This is a genomic window from Sorangium sp. So ce1153 (genome assembly GCF_051521595.1).
Taxonomy (GTDB): Bacteria; Myxococcota_A; Polyangia; order Polyangiales; family Polyangiaceae; genus Sorangium.
The window spans coordinates 1,786,702-1,809,455 of sequence record NZ_CP150361.1 but is presented as its reverse complement, the minus strand read 5'-3'; the positions used below and the strand labels follow the sequence as shown (position 1 = coordinate 1,809,455).

Genomic DNA, 22,754 nt, shown 5'->3' with positions numbered 1-22,754 from the left:
CAAGGGCCCGCGCCCCGCGCTCACCCAGCAGCGCCACGGCCGGCGCGATTCACCACAAGCTGTCGAGCCCCGGCATGCCGCGGCTCTGCCCATCGAGGCAGTCGAGCAGGAAGCAGGCCAGCCCGGCGTCCCCGGTCCACAGGCTGTAGCGCCACTGTCCAGCGCGATGGAGCTCGGCCTCGGACTGCGCGAGGGCCCACATCGCGAGCTCGCGGGCGCGCTCGATCCAGAAAGCGTCCTGCGTGCGCCGGTACACCTCGAGCAGGGCGGCCCCGTTGCCGTCGGTGCCGTGGCACAGGCCCACCCCCTTCGCGAGCGGCCCGGCGGCCACGATCAGCCGCGCGCCCTGGAGCAACAGCGGCAGCGCCTCGGGCAGCTCCGCGTGGCGCAGCGACGTGATCATCCCCGGCGCGCCGTGGCACCACTGCACCAGCAGCTTCGGCGACAGCTCCGTCTGCGCGGGCCAGTTGGCCAGGTCCCCGTCGATCACCGCCAGGCGCTCGAGCCCTTGCAGCGTCCGCGCGCGCAGCTGGGCCTGCTGCTCCGGGCTCAGCAGGGCCCGGGCGCGCCAGAGCGGGTAGAGATTGCCCGCCCAGCCGTGGCCGGCGCCGAGATAGTGGACCCGGCGGCCGTACAGGTCCTGTTCCCACAGCCACGCGCCCCGGGCCTCGTCGTGAACCCAGCTCTCCCACAGCGCCGCCGCGCTGTCGCGGATCAGCTCCGCCCAGCGCTCGTCCCCGGTCGCCTCGTGCAGGAACAGCGCCCCGAGCATCGTCCCGGGCGCGCCCCACAGCGCCTCGCGCGTCGGGCTCGCGCGGTTCCCGCGGATCATCTCGGCCAGGCGATCGGCCCTTTGCGCGTCGGGTCGGGCGAGACAGCAGAAGGTCAGCAGCGCGCTCTCGCCGAGGAACCATGAAGGCACGCGCTCACCGGCCCCGGGTGAGCACGAGTGATGATCCTCCAGCACCTGCGCGAAGATCTCTGGCAGGCTCGCCGGCAGCCTGCAGAAGCCCGCCGCCGCGACGCGGGCGAGCGCGAGCCAGACGCCGCACGCGCCGAGGTACAGGCACTGGAGCAGCCCGGGCGGGTCCGATTCGTCGGAGTCGCTGGCGTCGCGCGGGTGCATCGGCCAGCCCTGCCGATCCCGGGCCGCCAGCGTCTCCGCGGCCCATCGCTCCAGCCAGGTGCGCACCCGCCCCGGGTCCCATGCCTCGGGCGGCAGCGCGACGTGCCGTGTCGGGGAGAAGAGGATCATGCCCGAGGGACCGGCTCGGACAGGCGCTTGCCTGGGCCCTTTCCGCGGGGGCGGCCCAGCAGACGCCTGGCCGTATCGAGGAGGTGCTGGCGCAGGGTGTCGTCGTCGATGCCCGCGTACTCGGGCGCGCCGCCGACCATCGCGATCCCCGTGAACACGACGTGCACCGTGATCGCGTCGGCGAGGCTCGGGTCCTTGCCGGCGAGGACCAGCCTCATCCTGGTCTTGATGTCCTCGCCTCGCGGCGACTGGAACGTCCTGTTGACGACCCGCTGGATCCCGGGGTCGCTGTTGTACAGGCCGAGCAACTGGCGCTGACGGATGATGACCTCGACGAACCCGGCCAGCGCGTGATCGATCTGCGCGCCCCGGCTCCGCCTCGCGCGCGCCGCTTCGATGACCTGGTCGAGCTCCTGTACCGCGGGCGCCGCGACCGCCTCCGCGATCTCGTCCTTGGTCTTGAAGTGGTAGTACACGGCGGCCTTGGTGACGCCGAGCTCGTCGGCGATCATCTGAAGCGACGTGCCCTCCACCCCGTGCTCGCTGAACAGCTTCAGCGCGGTGTCGAGCAGTCGCGATCTGGTGTCGTTGGCGGCGATGCCGGCAGTCATACGCCCTCCTCGCGGGACGCGAGACAGTACCCGCCCCTCGCCGTCCTGCACGCTCTCCGGCCGGCTGGCGGGGCAGACGCGACAGGCTAGCCGATCGGCCTGCGCGCGACTAGCCGATCGGCTCGTACGCTGCTAGCCGGTCGGCTTGCACGGCACTAGCCGGCCGGCTAGCCTGGAAGCGGCTCGCGGGAAGGACACCTTCCGCAAATTGCCGAAAAAAGGTGGAACCATGTCAGCCGATCCCATCCCGACGCTTCCCATGACCCGAACCTGTCCGTACGCGCCGCCTGCGGAGCATCGCCGGCTCCGCGAGGAGGCGCCCATCGCCAAGGTGAGGCTGCCCAACGGCAGGACGGTGTGGGTCGTTACCAGCCACAAGCACATCCGGACGATCCTGTCCGACCCCCGGTTCAGCTCCAACCGGCGCGACCCGAACTTCCCCACGCTGGCCGACGAGCGCCCGCCCTCGAGCGCCCTCAAGCCGCTGCTGATCGAGCTGGATCCGCCCGAGCACGGCCCTGCGCGCCGGGCCGTCCTCGGGGAGTTCACGGTCCAGCGGATCAACGCGCTCGGGCCGCGCATCCAGGAGATCGTGGACCAGCACATCGACGCCATGCTGGCCGGGCCGCGTCCTGTCGATCTCGTGCAGGCGCTCTCCCTGCCGGTGCCTTCTCTCGTGATCTGCGAGCTGCTCGGCGTGCCCTACGCCGACCACGAGTTCTTCCAGGCGCGCTCCGCGCAGATCGTGAGTCACAAGACGCCGGCCGATGAGGTCGCGCGCTCGGTCGGCGAGCTCATGTCGTATCTGGGCCAGCTCGTGGCGTCCCGGGTGGAGAAGCCAACCGACGACCTGATCGGCCGCCAGATCCAGAGGCAGCGCGAGGGCGGCGGCGTCGATTTCGAGGGCCTGATCGGCATGGGGTTCCTGCTCCTCATCGCCGGGCACGAGACCACCGCCAACATGATCTCGCTGAGCACGCTGGTGCTGCTGCAGCACCCGGAGAAGCTGGCCGCCCTCCGGCAGGATCCCTCGAAGACCCTGGGGGCCGTCGAGGAGCTGCTGCGGTACTTCACGATCGCGGAGTCCGCGCTCGGTCGGGTGGCCCTGGAGGACGTGGAGATCGGCGGTGTGCTCATCCGGGCCGGGGAGGGCGTCCTCGCGCTGGCCAACACGGCCAACCGTGATCCGGAGGTGTTCGAGCGCGCCGACGAGCTCGACCTCGATCGCGGCTCCCGGCAGCACCTCGCGTTCGGCTTCGGCGCGCACCAGTGCCTCGGCCAGAACCTCGCCCGGCTGGAGCTGCAGATCGTCATCGACACGCTGTTCCGGCGGATCCCCGGGCTGCGGCCCGCCGTGCCCGTGGAGGAGCTCTCGTTCAAGGACGACGCCACCGTGTACGGCATCCGCGAGTTCCCGGTCACCTGGTGAGAGCACGGCGGCGAGACCGAGCCGCTCGACGGAGCGGACCGAGCCGCTCGACGGAGCGGAATACGATGCCAATGGCCGTGGAACCAATGGCCATGGAAGGAGAGCGACGATGCGAGTGCGCGTGGACGAGATGAAGTGCTGTGGGGCCGGCCAGTGCGTGCTTGTCGCGCCCAGGGTGTTTGACCAGCGGGACGACGGCATCGTGGTCCTGCGCGACGAGGCGCCCCCGGAGGAGCTCCACGCCGCCGTCCGCGAGGCGGCCAGCGTGTGCCCCGGGGCCGCCATCCAGCTGGAAGAGCGCGAGTGAACGCCCCGGCGAGCGTGCTCGTCGTCGGCGCCTCCGCGGGCGGCCTCGCCGTCGCGGAGGCGCTGCGGCGCGAAGGGTACGCGGGCAGGCTGACGCTGCTCGGCGCGGAGCGGCACCTGCCCTACGACCGGCCGCCGCTGTCGAAGAAGGTGCTCGCCGGCGCCGTGCAGCCGGAGGCGGCCCTGCTCCGCCCCGCGGCGGCGCTCGCCAGCCTCGAGGCGGAGCTCGTCCTCGGCGACCCTGCGGTCCGCCTCGACGCCGGCGCGCGCGAGGTGGCGACGGCCTCGGGGCGCAGCCTGCGCGCGGAGGCGATCGTGCTGGCCACGGGGCTCGAGCCGCGCCGGCTGCCTGGACAGGAGCGATGGGCGGGCGTGCACGTGCTGCGCACGCTGGACGACGCGCTCGCGCTGCGCGCCGAGCTGCTCGCAGGGCCGCGGCTGGTCGTCGTGGGCGACGGCGTCCTCGGCACGGAGATCGCCGCGACAGCGCGCGGCATGGGCCTCGCTGTCACCCTGGTCGGCCCGCAAGCGGCGCCGCTCGCGAGCCAGCTCGGCCCGCAGATCGGCGGATATCTGGCCCGCTTGCACGCCGATCACGGCGTGGCGCTGCGCCTCGGCGTCGGGGTCGAAGCCCTGGTCGGCGCGGGTGGGCGGGCCTCCGGGGTACGTCTGGCCGATGGCGAGGTGCTGCCCGCGGACGCCGTCGTGGTGGCCATGGGCTCCCGCCCGGCCATCGGGTGGCTCGCGGGCAGCGGGCTCCAGCTGGGGGACGGGATCGTGTGCGACTCACGTTGCCGGGCTGCCGACGGCATCTACGCCGTCGGCGACGTGGCGTGGTGGCATCACGAGGGGCTGGGGACCGGGCTGCGCCTGGAGAACCGGACCAACGCCGTCGAGCAGGGCATGGCGGTGGCGGCGAACATCGTCGGCAAGGACCGGCCGTACACGCCGGTGCCGTATTACTGGACCGACCAGTTCGACATCAAGATCCAGGTCTACGGTCTCCTGCCTGCCGGCGCCGAGGTGGCGATCGTGGAAGGCGACCCCGCGCGCGGTCAGTTCGTCGCGCTCTACGGTAGCCGCGGCAAGGTCACCGGGGTGGTGGGGTGGAACATGGTGAAGCCCGCCCGCCTGCGCCGGCAGCACGTGATCGACGGGACGCCGTGGACCGAGGTGGCCTCTGGCTGAGACAGCACGGGGTCGGGGCCAGCGGATGCTCGTGCAAGGGCGGACGGGTGGGCGATAGGCTTCGCGCGCCGCCGCACCCGAGGCGGACCCGCAACGACGCCCGCGCCCGACGGCGGGGCGCGCAGCGCGCGGAGACCTCCGCAAAATAATTCGAAGGATCGCCCCCGCGGCGGCATCAAGCTCGTGAGCTGCCCGGATCCGGGCAGTGCGTGGTCGCGCGTGTGCTCCGGGTGGGGCGCGCTGCCTTGTGTCTGACGACGACCCACGGAGCGCCGCCTCATCCCTGTCGTCACGGCGCGACCACCTCGGATGTCGCGCGGCGCCGCCTCGACACGGGACAGGCCGCAACGGCGGCAGTGCGGCAGTTCGCGGTCGCACCTCGAAGCGTATTTCGTCTCGAGGCATGAACGATCCTCACGAGTCCGGGAACAGAGCCTTGAAACCCAGCGGCGCTCTCCTGTCGACGTGACGATGGCTGGTGGCGCGAGTCGCCGGCTCGCGGAGGTGATCGGAGACGGCCGCTCAACCATCAGGAGCTGATCTTGAAATCTCCACGCCATCCTTTCACTTCCCCGAGAACAAGGATCGCCGGCGCCGCGGCGACGAGCTTGCGAAGCGTCCTGGCGATCGTCCTCGTCTCGGCCCTGCTCGCGGGCTGCTCGGACGACGGCGGGCCGTCGGCGAGCACGGACGCCGGCAGCGGCGGTGGGGGTGGCGGCGTCAGCAGCGGCGGGGGCGACGGCGGCGGCGCGGATGAAGGCGGCGGCGGCGAGGGCGGCAGCGGGGGCGAAGACGCCGGCGGTGGCGGCGGCGGCGGCGCTCCTCCGGGAGAGTGCGCCGGGGGTTCCACGGAGGAGGCCAACACCGACCCCGACGACCCCGTGCAGCAGGCCGTGGACCACCTGGTGCGCGACGACAGGTTCCCGGCCGTCCTGGCCGCCGTCAGCGATCTCGACGGGCAGACGCGCCATTACATCGCCGGCGTCGCCGACCTGGAGACCGGGGCGAAGGTGCCGGTCGACGGGCAGGTGCGCATCGGGAGCAACAGCAAGCCTTTCACCGCCGTGGTCGTCTTGCAGCTCGCCGGCGAGGGCGAGGTCGAGCTCGACGCGCCGATCGAGACGTACCTGCCGGGCCTGGTCCGCGGCGAGGGTATCGACGGCCATGACATCACGGTGCGGCAGATCCTGCAGCAGAACAGCGGGCTGCCCGATTACGTGAACGAGCTCTTCAGCGGCGGCTTCGCCGAGGTCCGGCACAGCTATTTCGACCCCCGCACGCTGCTCGATCTGGCGCTGGCGCAGGAGGTGAGGTTCCCCCCCGGCGATCGGTGGGAGTACAGCAACACCAACTACATCGTCGCCGGCTTGCTCGTCGAGAGGGTCACCGGCCGCCCGCTGGCGGAGGAGATCACGAGGCGCGTCATCGACCGCATCGGGCTGCGCCACACCTACGTCCCCCGCGTCGGCGACGAGAGCATCCGGGAGTGCCATCCCAGGGGCTACCACGCGGACAGCTTCGGCGAGCCGCTGTACGACGTCACCGAGCTCGACACGTCGATCGCCGGGGCCTCCGGAAACATGATCTCCACCCCGAGCGACCTCAACCGCTTCTTCACCGCCCTGCTCGGCGGCGAGCTCCTCGAGCCGGCGCAGCTCGAGGAGATGCGCGCCACCATCGACGCTTCCAGCATGTGGCCTGGCACCGAGTACGGGCTCGGCCTGAGCAGCATCCCGCTGAGCTGCGGGGGGCTCGCCTGGGGACACGGCGGCGACATCTTCGGCTACGAGACCGCCGGCGGCGTCACCGACGACGGCCGCGCCGTCACCGTCGCCGTCACGGCGCTGCCGTCCGCCTTGCCCGGCGTGGAGACCCGCGAGCAGGCCTATGCCGCCTACGCCGACGTCCTCGCCCTCGTCGACACCGCCCTGTGCGAGTGAGCCCCGGGCGCCTCCTCGCGCCGGTGGTCACGACAGCCGCGGTATCACGATCCTGAAGAACCCCCTCGTTTTGCAGCCATTTTCAGCGAGAAAATTGAACAGGGAGGCGGGGAGACGGGGAGTATTTCGAAGAATTTTCTCCCCGTCTCCCCGCCTCCCTGTGAACTCTCCGAAGAGTTCGAGGCGATGCTTCAGGTCACGATCCACAGGAGGCGCTTCGAAGAGAAAATCGCCTCGATGCATGAACGAACCTCACGAGTCCGGGAACCCAGTCACGAAGCCGAGCGGCGCTCTCCAGTCCACGCGGCGATGCCTGACGGCCCCAGCCGCCGGCCCGCGGTGACCCGAGGACGCCCCCACACAATCAGGAGCCGATCATGAGATCTCTGCACCATCGTTTCACCTCTCCGAGAACACGGGCCGCCGGCGCCGCAGCGACGAGCTTGCGAAACGTCGTCTCGGTCGCCCTCGTCTCGGCGCTGCTCGGCTCGTCAGCCCTGCTCGCGGGCTGCTCCGACGACGGCGGGCCGTCGGCGAGCACGGACGGCGGCAGCGGCGGGGGCGACGGCGGCAGCGGCAGCGGCGTCGGCGTCGGGGGCGACGGCGGCAGCGGCGTCGGGGGCGATGGCGGCGGCGGCGTCGGAGGCGACGCCAGCAGCGGCGTCGGAGGCGATGGTGGCGGCGGGGGCGATGACACCCCGCCGGGAGCGTGCGTCGGGGGTTCCACGGAGGAGGCCAACACCGATCCTGACGACCCCGTGCAGCAGGTGGCCGACCAGCTGGTGCGCGACGACCGGTTCCCCGCCGTCCTGGCCGCCGTCCGTGATCCGGACGGGAAGACGCGCCACTACACGGCCGGCTTCGGCGACCTGGAGACCAAGGCGGCGGTGCCTGTCGACGGGATGGTGCGCATCGGGAGCAACAGCAAAGCCTTCACCGCCGTCGTCGTTCTCCAGCTCGTCGGCGAGGGCAAGGTCGAGCTCGACGCGCCCATCGAGACGTACCTGCCGAACCTGGTCCGGGGCGAGGGCATCGACGGACACGACATCACCGTGCGGCAGCTCCTGCAGCACCAGACCGGGCTGGCGGATTACGACGGCTTGATCCTGACGAAGGGATTCCACCCGATCCAGCACACCTACTTCAACCCGCGCGATCTGCTCGACATCGCGCTCGCGGAGGGGGAGCAGTTCCCCCCCGGCGATCAGTGGGACTACAGCAACACCAACTACACGCTCGCCGGCATGCTCATCGAGAAGGTCACCGGCCGCCCCCTGAACGAGGAGATCACGAGGCGCATCATCGATCGCCTCGGGCTGCGCCACACCTATATCCCCGACGTCGGCGAGGAGGGCATCCGGGAATGCCACCCCAGGGGCTATCACGCGGACGCGCCCGATCAGCCGATGTACGACGCCACCGAGCTGGACCCGTCCTGGGGATGGGCCGCCGGACAGATCATCGCGACCCCGACCGATCTCAACCGCTTCTTCCTCGCCCTCTTCGGCGGCGAGCTCCTCGAGCCGGCGCAGCTCGAGGAGATGCGCACCACCGTCGAGGCCCCCGGCATGTGGCCAGGCGCCGAGTACGGGCTCGGCCTGTTCACCACCCCGCTGAGCTGCGGCGGCCTCGTCTGGGGCCACGGCGGCGACATCTTCGGCTACCACACCCGCGGCGGCGTCTCCGACGACGGCCGGGCCGTCACCGTCGCCATCACCGTCCTGCCGGGCTTCATCCACGGCGAAGAGACGGTCGAGAAGGCGTACATGGACGTCCTCGATCTCGTCGACACCGCCCTGTGCCAGTGACCCCCGGGGGGCGCGCGTCAGCCGTCGCCGCTCGTCGCCGCGCTCACCCCTGCTTGATCAGCTGGATATCGAGGTGGATCGAGATCTCGTCGCCCACGAGGACACCGCCCGTCTCGAGGATGGCGTTGAAGTTCATCCCGAAATCGCTGCGGCGGATCTTCGTCGTCGCGGTCGCGCCCAGCCGGCGGTTGCCGTAAGGGTCGGTGTGCTCGCCCGAGAGCTCGCTGACCGCGAGCGTCACCTCGCGCGAGACGCCGCGGATCGTCAGGTCACCCGCGATGTCGAGCCCGTCGCCGCGACGTCGGACGCTCTTGGCGACGAAGGAGATCGTCGGGTACGTCGCGGCGTCGAAGAAATCGGCGCTCCGGAGGTGCTCGTCGCGCTTCTCCTCGCGCGTGTGGATCGACGCCACGTCGATGGTGGCGGAGATCTTCGCCGCCTCGGGGCGCCCCGGATCGTAGGTGACCTCGCCGGCGACGCGCTCGAACTCGCCGCGCACGTTCGAGATCATCATGTGACGTACGGAGAAAGAGACGCTCGAGTGCGCCGCGTCGATCGTCCACCGGGCAGCCTGGGAGGGGGTCGCGCTCGGGGCGGTGGTGCTGGTCGTGGTGTTCATGTGCGTTGTTCCTTCGTTGAAGAGGTGCGTGGCTCGCCGCATCCCCCCGGGTCATCCAGGAGCGCGCGGGGCCGTGCGTCACAGGAGAGACGATGCATCGTTCCTCGCAGACGCACTAGACAGGCGCCGGAGAACGGGCTGTTCTCCTGGGACGAACAATGGACCTCAACCGCATCGCTGTCTTCGTGCGCGTCGTCGACGAGCAGGGCTTCACCGCCGCGGCCAGGGTCCTCGGGCTGCCCAAGTCCTCGGTCAGCCGCTCGGTCGCGCTCCTCGAGGAGGCGCTCGGCGCGCGGCTCCTGCACCGCTCGACGCGCAGCGTGCGGCTCACGGAGGCCGGCGCGGCGTTCTATGAGCGGGCGTCGCGCGGCGTCGCGAGCCTCGAGGAGGCCGCCGCGATGGTGGCCGATCTCCAGGCCACGGTGCGCGGCCCCATCCGCATCACCGCGCCCGTCGACGCCGGCATCTCGCTGCTCGGGCCGCTGGTCGCGCGGTTCGTGCGGCGTCACCCGGCCGTCCGCATCGACGTCGTGCTCACCGGGCGCGTCGTGGATCTCGTGGAGGAGGGCTTCGACCTGGCGCTGCGGGCCGGGACGGTCCGCGACGGCTCGCTCATCGCGCGGAAGATCGGGCAGGTGGAGGACGCGCTCTACGCCTCGCCCCGGTACCTGGAGCGCGCCGGTGCCCCCGGGAGCCTCGGGGACCTGGCGGCGCACCGGTGCGTCCTCTTCCGCGCGACGCGCGGGCGCGCCGCGTGGACGCTGCAGGGACCCGCGGGGGACGAGACGGTGGAGGTCGAGGGGCCGGTCGCCGTCGACGATCTCAGCTTCGTGCGGCGCGCGTTGCTGGCGGGCGTCGGCATCGGCCTCCTCCCGGGCTTCCTGTGCGCCCGCGACGTCGCGCGAGGCCGCCTCGTGCGCGTGCTGCCGTCGCACGTGTCCACGGGGGCGCCCGTGAACCTCGTCTATCCCTCCGCGCGGTACCTGCCCCACCGCGTCGCGGCGTTCCGTGACTTCCTCGTCGAGGCGCTCCCGCGGCGGCTCCAGCGCTCGCGTTGATCGCGGGCGAGCGGGTAGTGCTGTCATTTGAACATGAAGGCGGTAAGGCGGGAAGAAAATCTCAATGATCTTCCCGCCTTACCGCCTTCATGTGAACCCTCTCTGGGCAAATGACAGCACCACCGGCGAGCGCGCTGCCAGCGGAGGCGCGCCGGACGCGCGAGCGAGCTACCGGTTGATCAGCGCCGGGTTCATCGGGTCCACGGCGTCGCCAGGAGGCGGCTTGCCGGCCGGGCGCGCGCGCTCGGCCGCGGGCGCCGCAGGGGCGTTGCCCTGGCGCGGCGGCGCGAGGTCCCGGGCGCGGGCGCTGGACGGCGCGCGCGCAGGCGGGGTCGACGACGGCGCCCCGGGTGCGGCCCCGGCGCTCCGCGAGGGCGGCGCGCCGCTCGCGGGCCCGGCGCCCTGCGGAGCGGGCGCGCCCGCCGAGGCCCCGGCGGCCGGCGAGGGCGCCGCGCTCGCCGCCGGCGAGGGCGCCGCGCTCGCCGCTGGCGAGGGCGCCGCGCTCGCCGCCGGCGAGGGCGCCGCTGCGCTGCCCGCGAGGGCCCCGCTCGGCGTCGCCTCCGGCAGCGCCGGCGCGGTCGAGGCAGGCGCCGCGGGCGCGCCGTCCGCGACCGCCGGAGCGCGCTGCGTGGCGAGCAGCGCGGCGCCGAGCGCGACCGCCGCGGCCACGCCGAGGACGAGCACCCCGCGCCGTGCCCCGGGGGCGGCCGGAGCGTTCCACGTGCGCGCGGTGGTCGCGCGGTCCGCGGCGGCGGCCTCCAGGCGCGCGGCCGGCTCGTCCGGGCGCGCGCCCGGCTCGTCCGCGGCCGCGGCGCCGGCCCCGGCCTCGGCCCTGGCGATGCGCGCGATGCGATCGATCGAGAGCCGGGACCCCTCCGGCGCGTACGGCCCGAGCGCCTGCGCGAGCTCGGCGACGCTCCGGAAGCGCCGCGCGGGGTCCTTCTCCAGGCAGCGGAGCACGACCGCCGCCAGGCCCTCCGGCGCCTCGGGGCAGCCGTCGCGGAGCCTGGCGGGGGCGCCGGCGGCGATCTTCGCGCCCATGGCCATGAAGCTGTCCGCCTCGAACGGCGGGCGGCCGGTGAGGAGCTCGTGCAGCACGACGCCGAGCGACCAGATGTCCGCGCGGGCGTCGACGCGCTTCGCGCTCTCGAGCTGCTCCGGCGACATGTACAGCGGCGAGCCCATGACCGCGTCGGGCGCGGTGATGCTCGCGTCGGCCGAGCGCGTCTCCGACGCCGCGAAGTCGCTCGCGCGCGAGATCTTCGAGATGCCGAAATCGAGCACCTTGACGAGCGGCGAGCCGTCCCGCCGGGCGGTGAGGAACAGGTTCGACGGCTTCAGATCCCGGTGAACGATGCCGAGCGCGTGCGCCTCGGCGATCGCCTCCCCCGCCTGGAGCACGTGGTCCACGGCCACCTCGACCGGCAGCCGCTCCCTGTCGTGCAGCACCTGCGCGAGGTCCTTGCCGCTCAGGAACTCCATCACGATGAACGGCGTGCCGCCGTCGAGCGTGCCGACGTCCATCACCCGCGCGACGTGCTCGCTCTCGAGGCGCGATGCAGCGCGCGCCTCGCGCAGGAAGCGCGCCACGTCCCCGCCGCTCTTCCTGCCGCGCAGGAGCTTGAGGGCCACGTTCCGATCGAGCGCCTCGTGCCGCGCGAGCAGCACGACGCCCATCCCGCCGCGGCCCAGCGCCCGGATCACCCGGTATTTGCCCGCGATCAGCGTCCCTGGCGCCGCGGCCTCCGCCGGGTCGCCGGCCGCCGCGGCCGGGGCGGCGCCGAGATCCCTGTCGGCGAGCAGCGCGGCGAGCTCGCGCGCGACCTCGGCGGCGCCCGCCGGGCGGCCCGCCGGGTCCTTGGACAGCATCCGCGCCACGAGCGCCTCGAGGGCCGGCGGGGCGAGCGGGCGGAGCTCCCGCACCGCGGGAGGCCGCTCGACGAGGATCTTGACCAGCACCGCCTCGGTGTCCGCGCCCGTGAACGGCGCCCGGCCCGTCAGGCACTCGAAGAGCACCGCGCCGAGCGCGAACAGGTCGGTGCGCGCGTCGGGGGTGCCCGCGCCGCGCACCTGCTCGGGGGCCATGTAGCTCGGCGTGCCGACGAGCGACCCGGCGCGCGTGACGGCGGGCGCGTCCTTGCCGCGCGCGAGCCCGAAATCGAGGAGCTTGACGCGCTCGACGCTGCCGTTCTCCAGGAAGATGTTGCTCGGCTTGATGTCCCGGTGGACGAGGCCCTTCTCGTGCGCGGCGGCGAGGGCCGCGGCGACGCCGTGCCCGACGCGCGCCGCGTCGCGGACGCCGAGCGGGCCCTCGGCGAGCGGGGCCGCGAGCGTCACGCCGACGAGCCGCTCCATCGCGAGGTACCGCTCGCCGAGCGCGGTGGTGCCGTGGGCGACATAGCCGACGATCCCCGGGTGGGAGAGGGCGGCGAGCGCCTCGGCCTCCCGGTCGAAGCGCGCGCTCGTCGCCTCGTCGACCTCGCGCAGCAGCTTGAGCGCGACGCTCCGGCGCGCCTCGCGGTCCCACGCCTCGAAGACGACGCCCATGCCGCCCTCGCCGAGCAGCGTGTCGATCTCGAACCTGTCCGCGACGACCTCGGGCTCCGCCGCGAGCGAGACGAGGCGACCGACCCCCGCGTCGTCGACGAAGGTCACCCGGCGCCCCCGAGCAGGGCGCGGGACTCGGCCTCGAACTCGGCCTCGGAGCCGGTGATCTCCCGGAGCTTCTCGAGGAGCAAGCGGCGGAACTCGCGCCGCGCGAAGGCGAGGTAATTGGTCACGTCGGTGACCTTGATCCCGAGCTCGGCGGCGAGCTCAGCATAGGTGGGGCGCTCCGCCGGTCCGTCGTCGAGCACGTAGCGCTCGAAGACACGGAAGGTGAGCTGCTTGCCGCCCTGCTCGCAGCGCTCGCGGAGCGCGTCGACCGCCATCCCGACGAGGTGCCGCGTCCACTCGCGATCGAAGTAGGTGTCGAGCGAGTCGGGCGCTGGCACGGCGAGCGCACCAATCTCCCGCTCGGCAGAGGTGAAGTCAAGGCTGAGCGTCACGGCATGTCCGCCGCGCTTCTGTCGCCCGCTGCTCTCGGCCTCCTTCATCACGAAGCGGTCGAGGCACATCTTCATATAGGTGCGGAAGAGGGCCCGCGAAGGGTCGTACGCGGAGAACGTGCGCTGCTCGAGCGCTCGAGCGAAGAAGCCCTGCGTGAGATCGGCGGCGCGCTCGTCGGGGAGGCGCCAGCGGACGCGGAGGTGCTTGTAGACCGGCTTCCAGTAGGCCCGCACCAGGACCTCGAACGAGCGCGCCCGCTCCGCCGGGTCGTCGCTGCCCACCGCGACGACGGCCGACCTGTGGGTCGTCGGAAACCTGCCTCGCCGGGCCCCGTCCGAGAAATCGTCCGCCATGTCTAAAGGAACGCGATCGGCTCGCGGAACAGGGGCATTGACGAGGCGAAGCTATCACAGGCCGCCCGCGGGCGGGAGCTCCGGCGGGCCGCCGGCCCAGGGCGCACCATCGCCCCTGCCGGCGGTCCGCGCCGCGGAGCGCTCGTCACGGGTACGCCGTGGCGCGGCGCGCGGCCTCGGGCATCGCCGGTGTCTGAACGAACCTCTCGTGGAGCGTGGAGTGGAGAAAAGAACATGAAAGGAGCCTCTCTCCCGGGTACTGGCAGCCTCACGGCGCGCACGGGCGCGCATCTGCCCCGGATCGAGGTCGACCTCGTCGACATCGAGCCGGAGACCGGCGCGCTGGTCTACCCTGTGCACTCATCGCCCATCCCGAGGACCACGTGACCCCCCTCCGCCCGCTTCGCCAGAACCTCTGCGCTCCCCTTGCGGGGGCGCTCCTCGGCGCGTCGGCGCTGCTCTCGGTCCAGCAGGTCGCCGCCGAGGAGAGCGCCGCAGAGAGGCTGTTTCGGGAGGGCCGCGCGCTCCTCGTCGAGCAGCGCTTCGCCGAGGCCTGCCCCAAGCTCGAGGAGAGCCAGCGGCTGGAGCCGAGCCTGGGGACGAAGCTCAACGTCGCCTTCTGCCACGAGCGGCTCGGCGAGGTGGCCACGGCCTGGGTCGGCTTCCAGGAGGCGTTGATCACGGCGCGGACGGCGGGCGACGCGGCGCGGGAGGCGTTTGCCAGGGCCCGGCTCGACGCGCTCGCGCCGCGCGTGCCCTGGCTCCGGGTGCGCGTCTCGACGGGGGGCGCCGGCGCGGACCAGGTGGCGATCCTGCTCGACGGGGCGGCGCTCGATCCGGTCGCGTGGGACAAGGAGCTGCCGGTGGATCCTGGCGAGCACGTCGTGGCCGCGGCGCACCAGGGCGAGGTCTTCTGGCAGACGACGGTGGCGCTGAGGGAGTCGGAGCGCGTGGACGTCGCCGTCCCGGCGCAGGCGGAGGCGGAGGAGGAGGCCGCGCCCGCGCCGGCCGAGCGAGCCCCGGCGGCCGCGTCGAGGCCGGCGCGGCCGCCCGCGGCGCGGCTGCCCAGAGCGCGGCTGCTGCCCGACGCGCCGCGCGATGGAGCGCGCGGGGAGGAGAGGAGCGTGCGGTCTGCCGCGCCGAGCGCAGCCGACCGCATGGTCTACGAGGTAGGCGGGTTCATGGGCTATCTCTGGCTGGAGGCGGACACGACGACTCAGTGCAGCGCCAGCTACGGGGAATGCTACCTGTCTCTCTCGGACGATAACTTCCTCGCAGGCGTGACGGGGTTCATCGGATACACGGCGATGGAGCGCCTGGACCTCGGCGTTCGCGCCCAGATCAGCCTTCACTCGAACGCTGGCGTCCTCATCGCGCTCGGCCCCTCGGTGTCGTACCCGCTCGGTGAGCAGTTCAGGGTAGGCTCGACGCTGCTCTTCGGCACGGCGACGCAAACCGGGAGGGTTTACGAGCAGGGCGACGGTTACTCCAGTGACCTCACGGTCGAGGCCAGCGTGCCGCTGGGGTTTTCGCTGGGTCTGGGCGCCGAGCTCGGCATGAAGCTCATGGACGGCCCGTCGGGCGCGCTCTTCTTGCAGACCACGCCGCTGTTCCTCGTCGGCGCGGACGGCGTGGCGGCGTCGCTGCCGCTCGGCATGGTCTACCGCTGGGATTGACCGCGCGCGGCCCCGGGCCGCGTCGCGGTGCTGCCGCGCAGCGGCTCTCGACGTGAGCAGCGCTGCTACCGCCGTCGAGCAGCGACGGTCACGGGGTCTTCTCGTGCGCGCCCATCCCGAGGGCCCGGGCCAGGTCGCCCGGGTCGACGTGGATCCAGCGCTCCACGATCAGGCCGTCACGGACCTTGTAGAAGCACCCGAGGGGCAGCTCGAAGGCCCCGGCGGGCCCCGGGCCGCCTGCACGGTAAAGCGTGGGGCTGGACACCCATCACGTGCAGCCACGGACACGCGCAGCGCGCGCCCAATCGCGCGCCCCCGCTCGGATCGGAAAAGGATCCACGCTACAATCGCTGAGCGCTCATGCTCGAGGTCCTGCGCAACGCTCATTTCGTCGTGACCGTCGATCACACGGCGAAGTTTGTGCGGGTCACGCGGACCGCAGAGCCATTCGATTCCCTCGAGCAGATCGAGCAGAAGAGCCTGGAGCTCATCGCGGCGCTCGCCCTGCTCGACCGGCGCACGCTGTCTCTGTTCCTGGACATTCGAGCAGGACCGGCGCGAAACGATCCAGAGTTCGAGCGAGCGACGATGCGGCTTCGGGTCGCGGCGGTGCGCGGCTTCGCGCGCATCGCCGTCCTCGTGCAGACCAGCGCCGGGGCGCTGCAGGTCCAGCGCCATGGCCGGGAGGACGGCATCGAGCGCCTGATCAGCGACAACGAGCACGAGCTGCTCGCCTACCTCGCCGCCACGCCGCCGCGCCGCCGCTGAGCGCGGCGAGAGGTCGTCGCCCCCGCGCTCCACGCCCGGACGGCACGCCTCGGCGGCAGGGCTCAGGGGCTCGATGCCTGGTTGTCGATCATCTTCTGGAGGGTCGCCGCGATCTCGACGAGATCCGCGTCCGCGCCGGCGGTATTCGCGGCGAGGACCGCCTCGCGCGCGGCCGCGAGCGCGCTCACGCGCCCTGGGGCGTCGAGATCGACGAGCTGCTTGAGGGCCTCGGCATAGGCGACGATCGCCGCCGCCTTCGTGAGGTTGCCGTCGTCGATCCCGAGCCCGCCGAGCGTGGTTTGCTGCACGGCCTCCCTCGCCTCGCCGGTCGCCGCGTCGCGCCAGGTGACCCGGACGCGGTAGGGGTCGTTCGCGCTCGGCAGCGCCGGGTCGCACGGGCGGAGGATCTGGTACAGCATCATCGAGTCGTTCGGGGCGAGGTGCTGAGTGCGCACCTTGGTCGGGTCAGGCGAATATTCCTCGCCATAGAACTTCTGGATCCCGAAGTACGGCGGCAGGGTCAGCTCGATCCGCACGTCGCGCGCGGCGACGAGGAGGGTCTCGGCGAAGCGGTCGACGAAGACGCGGTTCGCCTCGTCGGCGCTGTCGAGATAGACATACGCGCCGCGGCCGGCGTCGGTGACGACGTCCATGAGCGTGTCGTTCACGCCGTCGCCGACACCCACGCCGACGAGGTAGATCCCCTCGCCGTCCGCGTCATTGGCGTTCTCTCCGATGAGCTCCTCCTCGGTCACGCCGACGTTCGCGACTCCATCGCTGATCAGCACGACGCGGTTGATGCCGTCCTCGGTCCTGTGCTCGTTGGCGAGCGCGTACCCCGCGACGAGGCCGCTGTTCAGGTCGGTGCCGCCGTCGGCCTGGATCGCGCTCGCGAGCTCGAGCAGGACGGGGTCGTCGGGGCCCGAGACGACGTGGCCCTCGAGCGCCGGGCTCTGCTCCGTGTTCCACGTGACCGCGTTCACGACGTCGCCCGCGACGAGCGTGGACGCGATGGCCCGCACGGCCGCCCTCTCGAGCTCGATCGGCTGTCCGTCCATCGAGCCTGACGTGTCGAGCACGAGGGTGATCGTCATGGGTTTGCGCGCGGCGGGCGCCCGGCTCGACTGCACCGCGATCTGGAGCGCCAGATCGCCCGTGAGCACGCACGAGCCGAGCTGCGACACGATCGAGAGCTCTCCCTCGTCGGCCGGGGCGAACGAGTACCTGTAGTAGTTGAGGAACTCGTGGGTCCGGACGACGAACGGGTCGACCTGCGCCATGCCGAGCTCGATCTGGCGACGGACGATGACCGGCGAAGCCATCGAGTTCGAGTCGTCGGACGAGAGGTAGAGCGTGAGCGGCGTCGTGAGATCGACCCCCGGGCACGAGCTGGCGCTGGCCTGCGGCGCGAGCCGGGGCCCGGCCTCCCCCGAGCTCCTTGCGCCGCCGTCCGTCGTCACGCCGCCGCCAGCGCCGCCGCCGACCGAGCCGCTGCTGGCGCTCCCGGTACCGCAGCCACCTGCGCCGCCGCCGGCCCCGCCCGCGCCGCCCTCGGCGCCTTCGGCACACCCGCTCTCCTCGCCGCCGCTGCCCCCGGCGCCGCCGCTGCCCCCGGCGCCGCCGCTGCCCCCGGCGCCGCCGCTGCCCCCGGCACCGCCGCTGCCCCCGGCGCCGCCGCTGCCCTCCGCCACGGGCGGGCCGCCTCCGCCTTGGTCCCCGGGCGGCTCGCCGGAGGAGCCGCCGCCCGCGCCCGTGCCCACGCCCGCGCCGCCCACGGTCGCGCCCGTGCCCCAGCCATTATCGCCCTCCACGGGGCCCCGGCCCGAGCCGTCCCCCTCGCGTGTAGCGCCGCCGCCGCAGATGGCCGCCGGCGCCTCGCCCAGCTGGAGCGGCGCGTACGGCGGCGACGTGCCGCTCGGCGACGAGCAGGCGATCGACAGGGATGCGGGGATGATGAGAGCGAGCGCTGTACGCTGAACCTGTGCCATGAGCACCTCCACGGGCGCGCGCTCTCGCACAAGGGATGCCGGGAGAATCGTCAATTATTCCGGATGCTGGACACCTCCTTGTGCCGTGAACGGCGGCCCACCCCGGCGCACTGTGGTCCGTCCTGCGCCGGCGAGCGCTGGACCACGCGGGGGCGCGCCGGCGCTGGCGGGGCGCCGCTACGCCCTCACCGCGGCCGCTGCGGCGCCTCGGCTGCGCGCGGCGGGCGCCAGCGGGCGAGCAGGAGCAAGAGCCCCGCGCCCGCGAGCGCGCCCAGGGTGTCGGCCAGCAGATCCAGCCATTCCGCCGAGCGGTACGGCAGCGCGGCCTGCACCAGCTCGAGCAGCCCGCCGACGCCGGCGCTCGCCGCGACCGCCGCCCGGCGCCGCGGCGCGGCTGCGGTCTCGACGAGCGCGAGCTCGAGCAGCCACTCGAGCCCCAGGAAGGCCGCGAAGTGGGTGATCTTGTCGACCGGCACCTCCGACACCCTCGGCAGGCCGATGTCCGCGCAGCCTGCGTAGAAGAGCGCGATCGTGTAGAGCGCCGCCGGCGCCCGGCGCGCCCACGCCGGCCATGGAAGGATCGAGCTCACCTGGGATCTGTTGCCTCCTCGAGCCGAGAGACTACCTCAACGAGCAGAGGCGCCCAGATCGACCAACTTCAAAGGTCGAGTCAACCGCAAGGGACAGGACGTGGAGACGGCGGACCTGTTCACGGAAAGCTTCACCTTCGACGCCGCCAGGTGGCAGGACGGGGACATTCCCACCCTGGATTGAGGCCGTGCCCCGCCTCGGGCTGAGCGTCACCCGCGAGGGGAAGCCGATGACGATCGACGTCCATATCGACTGAGCCCGTCGCGGCGGGTCGAGAGCCATCGCAGCAGCACCTCTGCCGGGCCGCGGTGATCTGCGCGGCGCATCCCCTCGGCCAGCAGCATCGAGACGAGCCAGAGGGCGACGGCGACAGCGCAGCTGGCCGCGAAGCCCATGTCGTCCCTCAGGTCGAGGGTGAACGGGTAGAACAGCGCCACCCACACCGCCGACTGGAACAGGTAGAACGTCAGCGACCGCTGGCCCAGCGCGGCGAGGGCCATGGTGAGGCGCCCACGGTCGCTTCCGATCCTGATCGCGACGAGCCCCGCGGCGGCGGCCATGCCGAGCCCGCCGGCGTATCCGGCCAGCGCGTGCGCGCCGGCGACCGTCCAGGTCCAGGACGTCGTCCACGCGCCGGCCAGCAGCAGGGCCATGGGAAGCCTGCCGATGAAGGCCACCGCCATGCAGATCGAGGTCACGCGCAGCAGCCATGGCGCATGGCGCTCCGGTTCGTCGAGGATGCGGCGCCTGGCGGCCCAGAGGCCCGGCAGCATGCCCGGCACCACCACGATCGTGGAGACGGCCGTCTTCAACGGCCAGAACGGCAGGCCGGCGAGGACGTGGGCACCGTAATCGGGGGCCATGTCCTGCGCCAGGGTGATGGGATTGCCCGTGGCCGCGGCGGTCAGCGCCGTCACGCTCTGCCATGAGAGCAGGAGTGTCGCGGGGACGAGGGTCACGACGCTGATCCACCACAGGACCGAGTCCCGGGTCCGGACCAGCGGCGCGACCAGGAGCAGTGTCAGCCCGTAGACAGCGAGGATGTCGAGCGGCACGAGCAGGGCCGAGTGCGCGAGGCCGATGACGATCAGCCAGAGCCCCCGGCGGCGCAGCAGCCCGCGGATCGAGCTCCAGTCGCTGCCCCGCGCGAGCTCCCGCTGGGTCAGCTGCCCCAGCGCGTAGCCGAAGAGGAACACGAACAGGGCGCGGGCCTGGTTCTCGGCGAAGAGGGCTCTGACGAGCGCGGCGAAGGCGTTGAGCGCGGCTGGCCCGAGATCCCAGCGGCCGACGAACGCCGGCGCGTGCGCCACGGCGATCAGCAACAGCATGAAGCCACGGACCAGGTCGGGCGCCAGCGACCGATGGGTCACGTCGGCAGGAGGCTGGGGGCCGATGGCAAGGTCCATGAGCGTCGCCCGCGCGCTGGAGAGGTCCATGAAACTCGCCCGCGCGCGGGGCCTGGCTGCGCCGCCTCCGGGAGCGGCGAATCGCGCCGGCTCCGCGCCCTGGCCGTTCGAACGTTCACGAAAGCTACGTTGCGTTTCAGATACGGTCAACCGAATATCAATGAACCTGTCGCCCTGCACGGCGCATTCATGACAGATATTGCAATGACTTTGTCGACGAATGCAATGAAGAGGCATGCGGCCGTTGCAATGAGCTGATCGCGAATGCACACTGGACCGGACCATCGAAGGACGGAGGCGGGCGAGGATGCCGGGAGGCAGGCTGACCAGCGAGGACCGCCGGCACATCGCGTCAGGGCTGGCCGCGGGGCTCGGGTACGCGGAGATCGCGAGGCGCCTGGGCAGGCCGACGTCGACGATCAGCCGGGAGGTGGCCCGCAACGGCGGGTCCGGCGGCTACCGGGCGGACCGCGCCCACGAGGCCACCCGGGGGCGTGCCCGCCGGCGGCGGCCGGCTCTGCCCCCGGAACGACCGGCCGCCGCCGGTGCCGACGGGCGGGACCCCGAGGCGGTGCGCGGCTTCGTCGAGCAGTTCGCGGCGCTGATGGTCCAGACAGGGCTGCAACGGATGGCGGCCCGCGTGCTCGCCGCCCTGTTCACCACCGACGCGGGCGCCCTCACCGCCGCCGATCTGGTCGAGCGTTTGCGGGTCAGCCCCGCGTCGGTGTCCAAGGCCGTAGGCTATCTCCAGGGGCTCGAGCTGGTCCGGCGCGAGCGCGGCCCTCGGCGGGGCGAGCGCTACGTCATCGACGACGACGTCTGGATCCGGGCGTGGATGACGAGCGCCCGCGCGAACGCGATGTGGGCGGACGCCGCCCGGCAGGGCGCCGGGATCTTCGGTGCCGTCACCCCTGCCGGCGCCCGGCTGGAGCACATGGGCCGGTTCTTCGCGCGCCTCAGCGACGACATGGCCGGCGGCCCCACCGAGGCCGCCGTCGGTGACGCGCTGACGGTGCTCGCCGCGCTCGTGCACGCGGGCGCGCCGCTCACCGTGCAGCAGCTGGCAACCGCCCTGGGCTGGCCCCCGGACCGAGTCACGAGCGCCCTCCGCGACGCCGAGCGACACCCTGACGTCGCGGATCCCGTCGCGCTCCGGTGCCCCGCGCCCGGCACGTACACCGTCGTCGCCAGGCTCGATCGGCTCACCGCCGCGCAGCGCGAGGCCCTCGGCCAGCCGCGGTAGAAGACCTTGCTTCTGTCGCCAGCTCCCGCGCCCGGCCGCACCTTGCCCCCGCGTCGAGCGGCAGTATAAGGAGCGATCGATGAGCGACGACTTTTCAGGCCTGAAGCGACCCAGGTATCCGATGCCGGACTTCGTCAAGACCGCGCTGGAGGGGCGAGGCTTGATGGAGGCTTACAAGCAGCGCCCCGCGTACCAGCAGAACGATTACATCGGCTGGATCACGCGCGCCAAGCGCCAGGAGACGAAGGAGAGTCGACTCCTCCAGATGCTGGACGAGCTCGAGAGCGGCGGCGTTTACATGAACATGGAGCACGCAGCCTCAGCAAAGAAATAGAGTCGCGGCGGTTGAGGTCTGGACCGCAGCGGGAGCGCTATTTTCGCGCGGCGGAGCACCGTCGAGCGACGTGAAGCAACGCTGTCGAGCGCTCCGGTGCGCGTTGCACCTGGTCCTGGAGGTCTGGTAGGCGGCTCGGCGGTGTGATATTCAGCTGTCTCCTCGAGCGCTCGGCAGTGGCCACCTTCAGGGACGGGCGATCATGAATCAGAGGAACAGCAAGGCGCGCCCGTCGTCCGGGAAGAAGGGCCGGCGACTCGCCCACAAGGACGCCGCGGGCCGCGTGCACCTCGCTGTCCATCGCGACCCCGCGAGCGGGAACGAGCGCGTGGTGCTCAGGAGCCCGGTGTTCCGGGAGGCGTGGCAGAACGACGTCGCGACGGCCGCGGCGAACACTGCCTATGCCGTCCTGCGCGGCGAGCCGAGCGTGGATGGCGCGGTCGAGCTGGCGCGGAACGCGATGGCAGCCATGTCGCGGATCGCGGCGGGGCTCCTGGCGCGCGCGCCGGGCGGCGCGGTGGCGTGCAGGGCGGGCTGCGACCACTGTTGCTACCAGGCGGTCGGGGTGACGCCGCCGGAGGCGCTCGCGATCGCCGATCACCTGAAGACGACCTTACCGGACGCGGAGCTCGCGCGCGTGGCTCAACGGGTGTCCGAGCGTCACGAGCGGACGCGAAACCTGCCGTCGGCGGAGCGGTTCTCGCCGGACCACCCCTGCCCTTTCCTGGAGTCGGGTCGGTGCTCGATCTACGAGGTTCGGCCGCTCTCCTGTCGAGGCATGAACTCGCTCGACGCGGGAGAGTGCGCGACGAGGCTGCGAGACCCCGAGGCGCGGGCGGCGTTCCTGGCGCGCGGCGTGGGGGGCCGCGCGTTCATGGAGCCCGTCCGCGCCTTCCATGCCATCAGCGCCGGCCTGCAGCTCGGCCTCTCCGAGCTGTTCCGCCTCGACATGCGCCCCCTGGAGCTGACGGCGGCCGTGCACCTGCTCCTGACCGGGCCGGGATCGCTCGCCGGCGCGTGGCTCCGCCGGGAGCGCCCCTTCGACTCGGCGCGCGGCGCCGACCAGGGGAAGGATCCCGGCCTGGGCGAGCCCAGCCCTTCGCTGGGCCTCGCGCCCGGCCGGGAGCCGTGAG

General features: G+C 72.5%; 21 protein-coding genes. 12 read left to right on the top strand and 9 right to left on the bottom strand.

Annotated features, from left to right (window positions below; all coding sequences use genetic code 11):
* Positions 1 to 49: 49 nt before the first annotated feature.
* Positions 50 to 1,255, bottom strand: a complete 1,206-nt coding sequence (locus WME85_RS06500) for a lanthionine synthetase C family protein (RefSeq protein WP_437836164.1) — start codon at positions 1,253 to 1,255, stop codon at positions 50 to 52.
* A complete protein-coding gene (locus tag WME85_RS06495; protein WP_437836162.1) occupies positions 1,252 to 1,866 on the bottom strand; it encodes a TetR/AcrR family transcriptional regulator in 615 nt (204 codons plus the stop codon). The genes WME85_RS06500 and WME85_RS06495 overlap by 4 nt, the downstream gene beginning before the upstream one ends.
* A 259-nt stretch (positions 1,867 to 2,125) precedes the next feature.
* Between WME85_RS06495 and WME85_RS06490 the strand changes: the two genes are divergently transcribed.
* The 5 genes from WME85_RS06490 to WME85_RS06470 all read left to right on the top strand — a co-directional run bounded on the left by WME85_RS06490 (position 2,126) and on the right by WME85_RS06470 (position 8,537).
* Positions 2,126 to 3,295, top strand: coding sequence for a cytochrome P450 (locus WME85_RS06490; RefSeq protein WP_437836160.1), 1,170 nt, complete (start codon positions 2,126 to 2,128; stop codon positions 3,293 to 3,295).
* Positions 3,296 to 3,404: 109 nt separating this feature from the next.
* Positions 3,405 to 3,602, top strand: a complete 198-nt coding sequence (locus WME85_RS06485; RefSeq protein ID WP_437836158.1) for a ferredoxin — start codon at positions 3,405 to 3,407, stop codon at positions 3,600 to 3,602.
* Positions 3,599 to 4,789 carry an NAD(P)/FAD-dependent oxidoreductase gene (locus WME85_RS06480; protein ID WP_437836156.1) on the top strand — a complete coding sequence of 397 codons (1,191 nt, stop codon included), beginning with the start codon at positions 3,599 to 3,601 and terminating at the stop codon, positions 4,787 to 4,789. The genes WME85_RS06485 and WME85_RS06480 overlap by 4 nt, the downstream gene beginning before the upstream one ends.
* Positions 4,790 to 5,397: 608 nt before the next feature.
* Entirely contained in the window at positions 5,398 to 6,729 is a 1,332-nt protein-coding gene (locus WME85_RS06475; protein ID WP_437836154.1) for a serine hydrolase domain-containing protein, read from the top strand.
* Between the two features lie 443 nt (positions 6,730 to 7,172).
* On the top strand, positions 7,173 to 8,537 hold the full coding sequence (locus tag WME85_RS06470) for a serine hydrolase domain-containing protein (RefSeq protein WP_437836152.1): 1,365 nt from the start codon (positions 7,173 to 7,175) through the stop codon (positions 8,535 to 8,537).
* Between the two features lie 43 nt (positions 8,538 to 8,580).
* Here the strand turns inward: WME85_RS06470 and WME85_RS06465 are convergent, their stop codons facing one another.
* Positions 8,581 to 9,156: a YceI family protein gene (locus WME85_RS06465; protein ID WP_437836150.1), complete on the bottom strand. Its 576-nt coding sequence runs from the start codon at positions 9,154 to 9,156 to the stop codon at positions 8,581 to 8,583.
* Between the two features lie 158 nt (positions 9,157 to 9,314).
* Between WME85_RS06465 and WME85_RS06460 the strand changes: the two genes are divergently transcribed.
* Positions 9,315 to 10,214, top strand: a complete 900-nt coding sequence (locus WME85_RS06460; RefSeq protein WP_437836148.1) for a LysR substrate-binding domain-containing protein — start codon at positions 9,315 to 9,317, stop codon at positions 10,212 to 10,214.
* 168 nt (positions 10,215 to 10,382) lie between these two features.
* Here WME85_RS06460 and WME85_RS06455 read toward each other — a convergent pair whose 3' ends face one another.
* Positions 10,383 to 12,869 (bottom strand): serine/threonine-protein kinase, encoded by a 2,487-nt coding sequence (locus WME85_RS06455; protein WP_437836146.1) that lies wholly within the window; start codon positions 12,867 to 12,869, stop codon positions 10,383 to 10,385.
* Complete coding sequence (locus WME85_RS06450) at positions 12,866 to 13,615, bottom strand: ECF-type sigma factor (RefSeq protein WP_437836143.1); 750 nt, start codon at positions 13,613 to 13,615, stop codon at positions 12,866 to 12,868. The genes WME85_RS06455 and WME85_RS06450 overlap by 4 nt, the downstream gene beginning before the upstream one ends.
* A 234-nt stretch (positions 13,616 to 13,849) precedes the next feature.
* On the opposite strand from WME85_RS06450, the gene WME85_RS06445 reads away from it, so the two are divergent.
* Entirely contained in the window at positions 13,850 to 14,002 is a 153-nt protein-coding gene (locus WME85_RS06445) for a hypothetical protein (protein WP_437836141.1), read from the top strand.
* Complete coding sequence (locus WME85_RS06440) at positions 13,999 to 15,291, top strand: hypothetical protein (RefSeq protein ID WP_437836139.1); 1,293 nt, start codon at positions 13,999 to 14,001, stop codon at positions 15,289 to 15,291. Before WME85_RS06445 ends, WME85_RS06440 begins: the two co-directional genes overlap by 4 nt.
* An 88-nt stretch (positions 15,292 to 15,379) precedes the next feature.
* On the opposite strand, the gene WME85_RS06435 is transcribed toward WME85_RS06440, so the two are convergent.
* Positions 15,380 to 15,556, bottom strand: coding sequence for a hypothetical protein (locus WME85_RS06435; protein ID WP_437836137.1), 177 nt, complete (start codon positions 15,554 to 15,556; stop codon positions 15,380 to 15,382).
* Between the two features lie 95 nt (positions 15,557 to 15,651).
* Between WME85_RS06435 and WME85_RS06430 the strand changes: the two genes are divergently transcribed.
* Positions 15,652 to 16,059, top strand: a complete 408-nt coding sequence (locus WME85_RS06430; protein ID WP_437836135.1) for a hypothetical protein — start codon at positions 15,652 to 15,654, stop codon at positions 16,057 to 16,059.
* 62 nt (positions 16,060 to 16,121) lie between these two features.
* Here WME85_RS06430 and WME85_RS06425 read toward each other — a convergent pair whose 3' ends face one another.
* The 3 genes from WME85_RS06425 to WME85_RS06415 form a co-directional block, all read right to left on the bottom strand.
* Positions 16,122 to 18,047 (bottom strand): vWA domain-containing protein, encoded by a 1,926-nt coding sequence (locus WME85_RS06425; RefSeq protein WP_437836134.1) that lies wholly within the window; start codon positions 18,045 to 18,047, stop codon positions 16,122 to 16,124.
* Between the two features lie 185 nt (positions 18,048 to 18,232).
* Positions 18,233 to 18,637, bottom strand: a complete 405-nt coding sequence (locus tag WME85_RS06420; RefSeq protein ID WP_437836132.1) for a VanZ family protein — start codon at positions 18,635 to 18,637, stop codon at positions 18,233 to 18,235.
* Positions 18,638 to 18,847: 210 nt separating this feature from the next.
* Positions 18,848 to 20,329, bottom strand: a complete 1,482-nt coding sequence (locus tag WME85_RS06415) for a DUF418 domain-containing protein (protein WP_437836131.1) — start codon at positions 20,327 to 20,329, stop codon at positions 18,848 to 18,850.
* Between the two features lie 22 nt (positions 20,330 to 20,351).
* On the opposite strand from WME85_RS06415, the gene WME85_RS06410 reads away from it, so the two are divergent.
* The 3 genes from WME85_RS06410 to WME85_RS06400 all read left to right on the top strand — a co-directional run bounded on the left by WME85_RS06410 (position 20,352) and on the right by WME85_RS06400 (position 22,753).
* Positions 20,352 to 21,287 (top strand): MarR family transcriptional regulator, encoded by a 936-nt coding sequence (locus WME85_RS06410; protein ID WP_437836129.1) that lies wholly within the window; start codon positions 20,352 to 20,354, stop codon positions 21,285 to 21,287.
* Positions 21,288 to 21,366: 79 nt separating this feature from the next.
* On the top strand, positions 21,367 to 21,621 hold the full coding sequence (locus WME85_RS06405) for a YdeI/OmpD-associated family protein (RefSeq protein ID WP_437836127.1): 255 nt from the start codon (positions 21,367 to 21,369) through the stop codon (positions 21,619 to 21,621).
* Positions 21,622 to 21,823: 202 nt separating this feature from the next.
* Complete coding sequence (locus tag WME85_RS06400) at positions 21,824 to 22,753, top strand: YkgJ family cysteine cluster protein (protein WP_437836125.1); 930 nt, start codon at positions 21,824 to 21,826, stop codon at positions 22,751 to 22,753.
* The last annotated feature ends 1 nt before the right edge of the window (position 22,754 follow it).

Excerpts from the sequence above, each read along its gene's own strand:
- WME85_RS06500 (WP_437836164.1), bottom strand. The coding sequence starts at position 1,255 with ATGATCCTCTTCTCCCCGACACGGCACGTCGCGCTGCCGCCCGAGGCA.
- WME85_RS06495 (WP_437836162.1), bottom strand. The coding sequence starts at position 1,866 with ATGACTGCCGGCATCGCCGCCAACGACACCAGATCGCGACTGCTCGAC.
- WME85_RS06490 (WP_437836160.1), top strand. The coding sequence starts at position 2,126 with ATGACCCGAACCTGTCCGTACGCGCCGCCTGCGGAGCATCGCCGGCTC.
- WME85_RS06485 (WP_437836158.1), top strand. The coding sequence starts at position 3,405 with ATGCGAGTGCGCGTGGACGAGATGAAGTGCTGTGGGGCCGGCCAGTGC.
- WME85_RS06465 (WP_437836150.1), bottom strand. The coding sequence starts at position 9,156 with ATGAACACCACGACCAGCACCACCGCCCCGAGCGCGACCCCCTCCCAG.
- WME85_RS06460 (WP_437836148.1), top strand. The coding sequence starts at position 9,315 with ATGGACCTCAACCGCATCGCTGTCTTCGTGCGCGTCGTCGACGAGCAG.
- WME85_RS06450 (WP_437836143.1), bottom strand. The coding sequence starts at position 13,615 with ATGGCGGACGATTTCTCGGACGGGGCCCGGCGAGGCAGGTTTCCGACG.
- WME85_RS06445 (WP_437836141.1), top strand. The coding sequence starts at position 13,850 with ATGAAAGGAGCCTCTCTCCCGGGTACTGGCAGCCTCACGGCGCGCACG.
- WME85_RS06430 (WP_437836135.1), top strand. The coding sequence starts at position 15,652 with ATGCTCGAGGTCCTGCGCAACGCTCATTTCGTCGTGACCGTCGATCAC.
- WME85_RS06425 (WP_437836134.1), bottom strand. The coding sequence starts at position 18,047 with ATGGCACAGGTTCAGCGTACAGCGCTCGCTCTCATCATCCCCGCATCC.
- WME85_RS06415 (WP_437836131.1), bottom strand. The coding sequence starts at position 20,329 with ATGGTCCGGTCCAGTGTGCATTCGCGATCAGCTCATTGCAACGGCCGC.
- WME85_RS06410 (WP_437836129.1), top strand. The coding sequence starts at position 20,352 with ATGCCGGGAGGCAGGCTGACCAGCGAGGACCGCCGGCACATCGCGTCA.
- WME85_RS06405 (WP_437836127.1), top strand. The coding sequence starts at position 21,367 with ATGAGCGACGACTTTTCAGGCCTGAAGCGACCCAGGTATCCGATGCCG.
- WME85_RS06400 (WP_437836125.1), top strand. The coding sequence starts at position 21,824 with ATGAATCAGAGGAACAGCAAGGCGCGCCCGTCGTCCGGGAAGAAGGGC.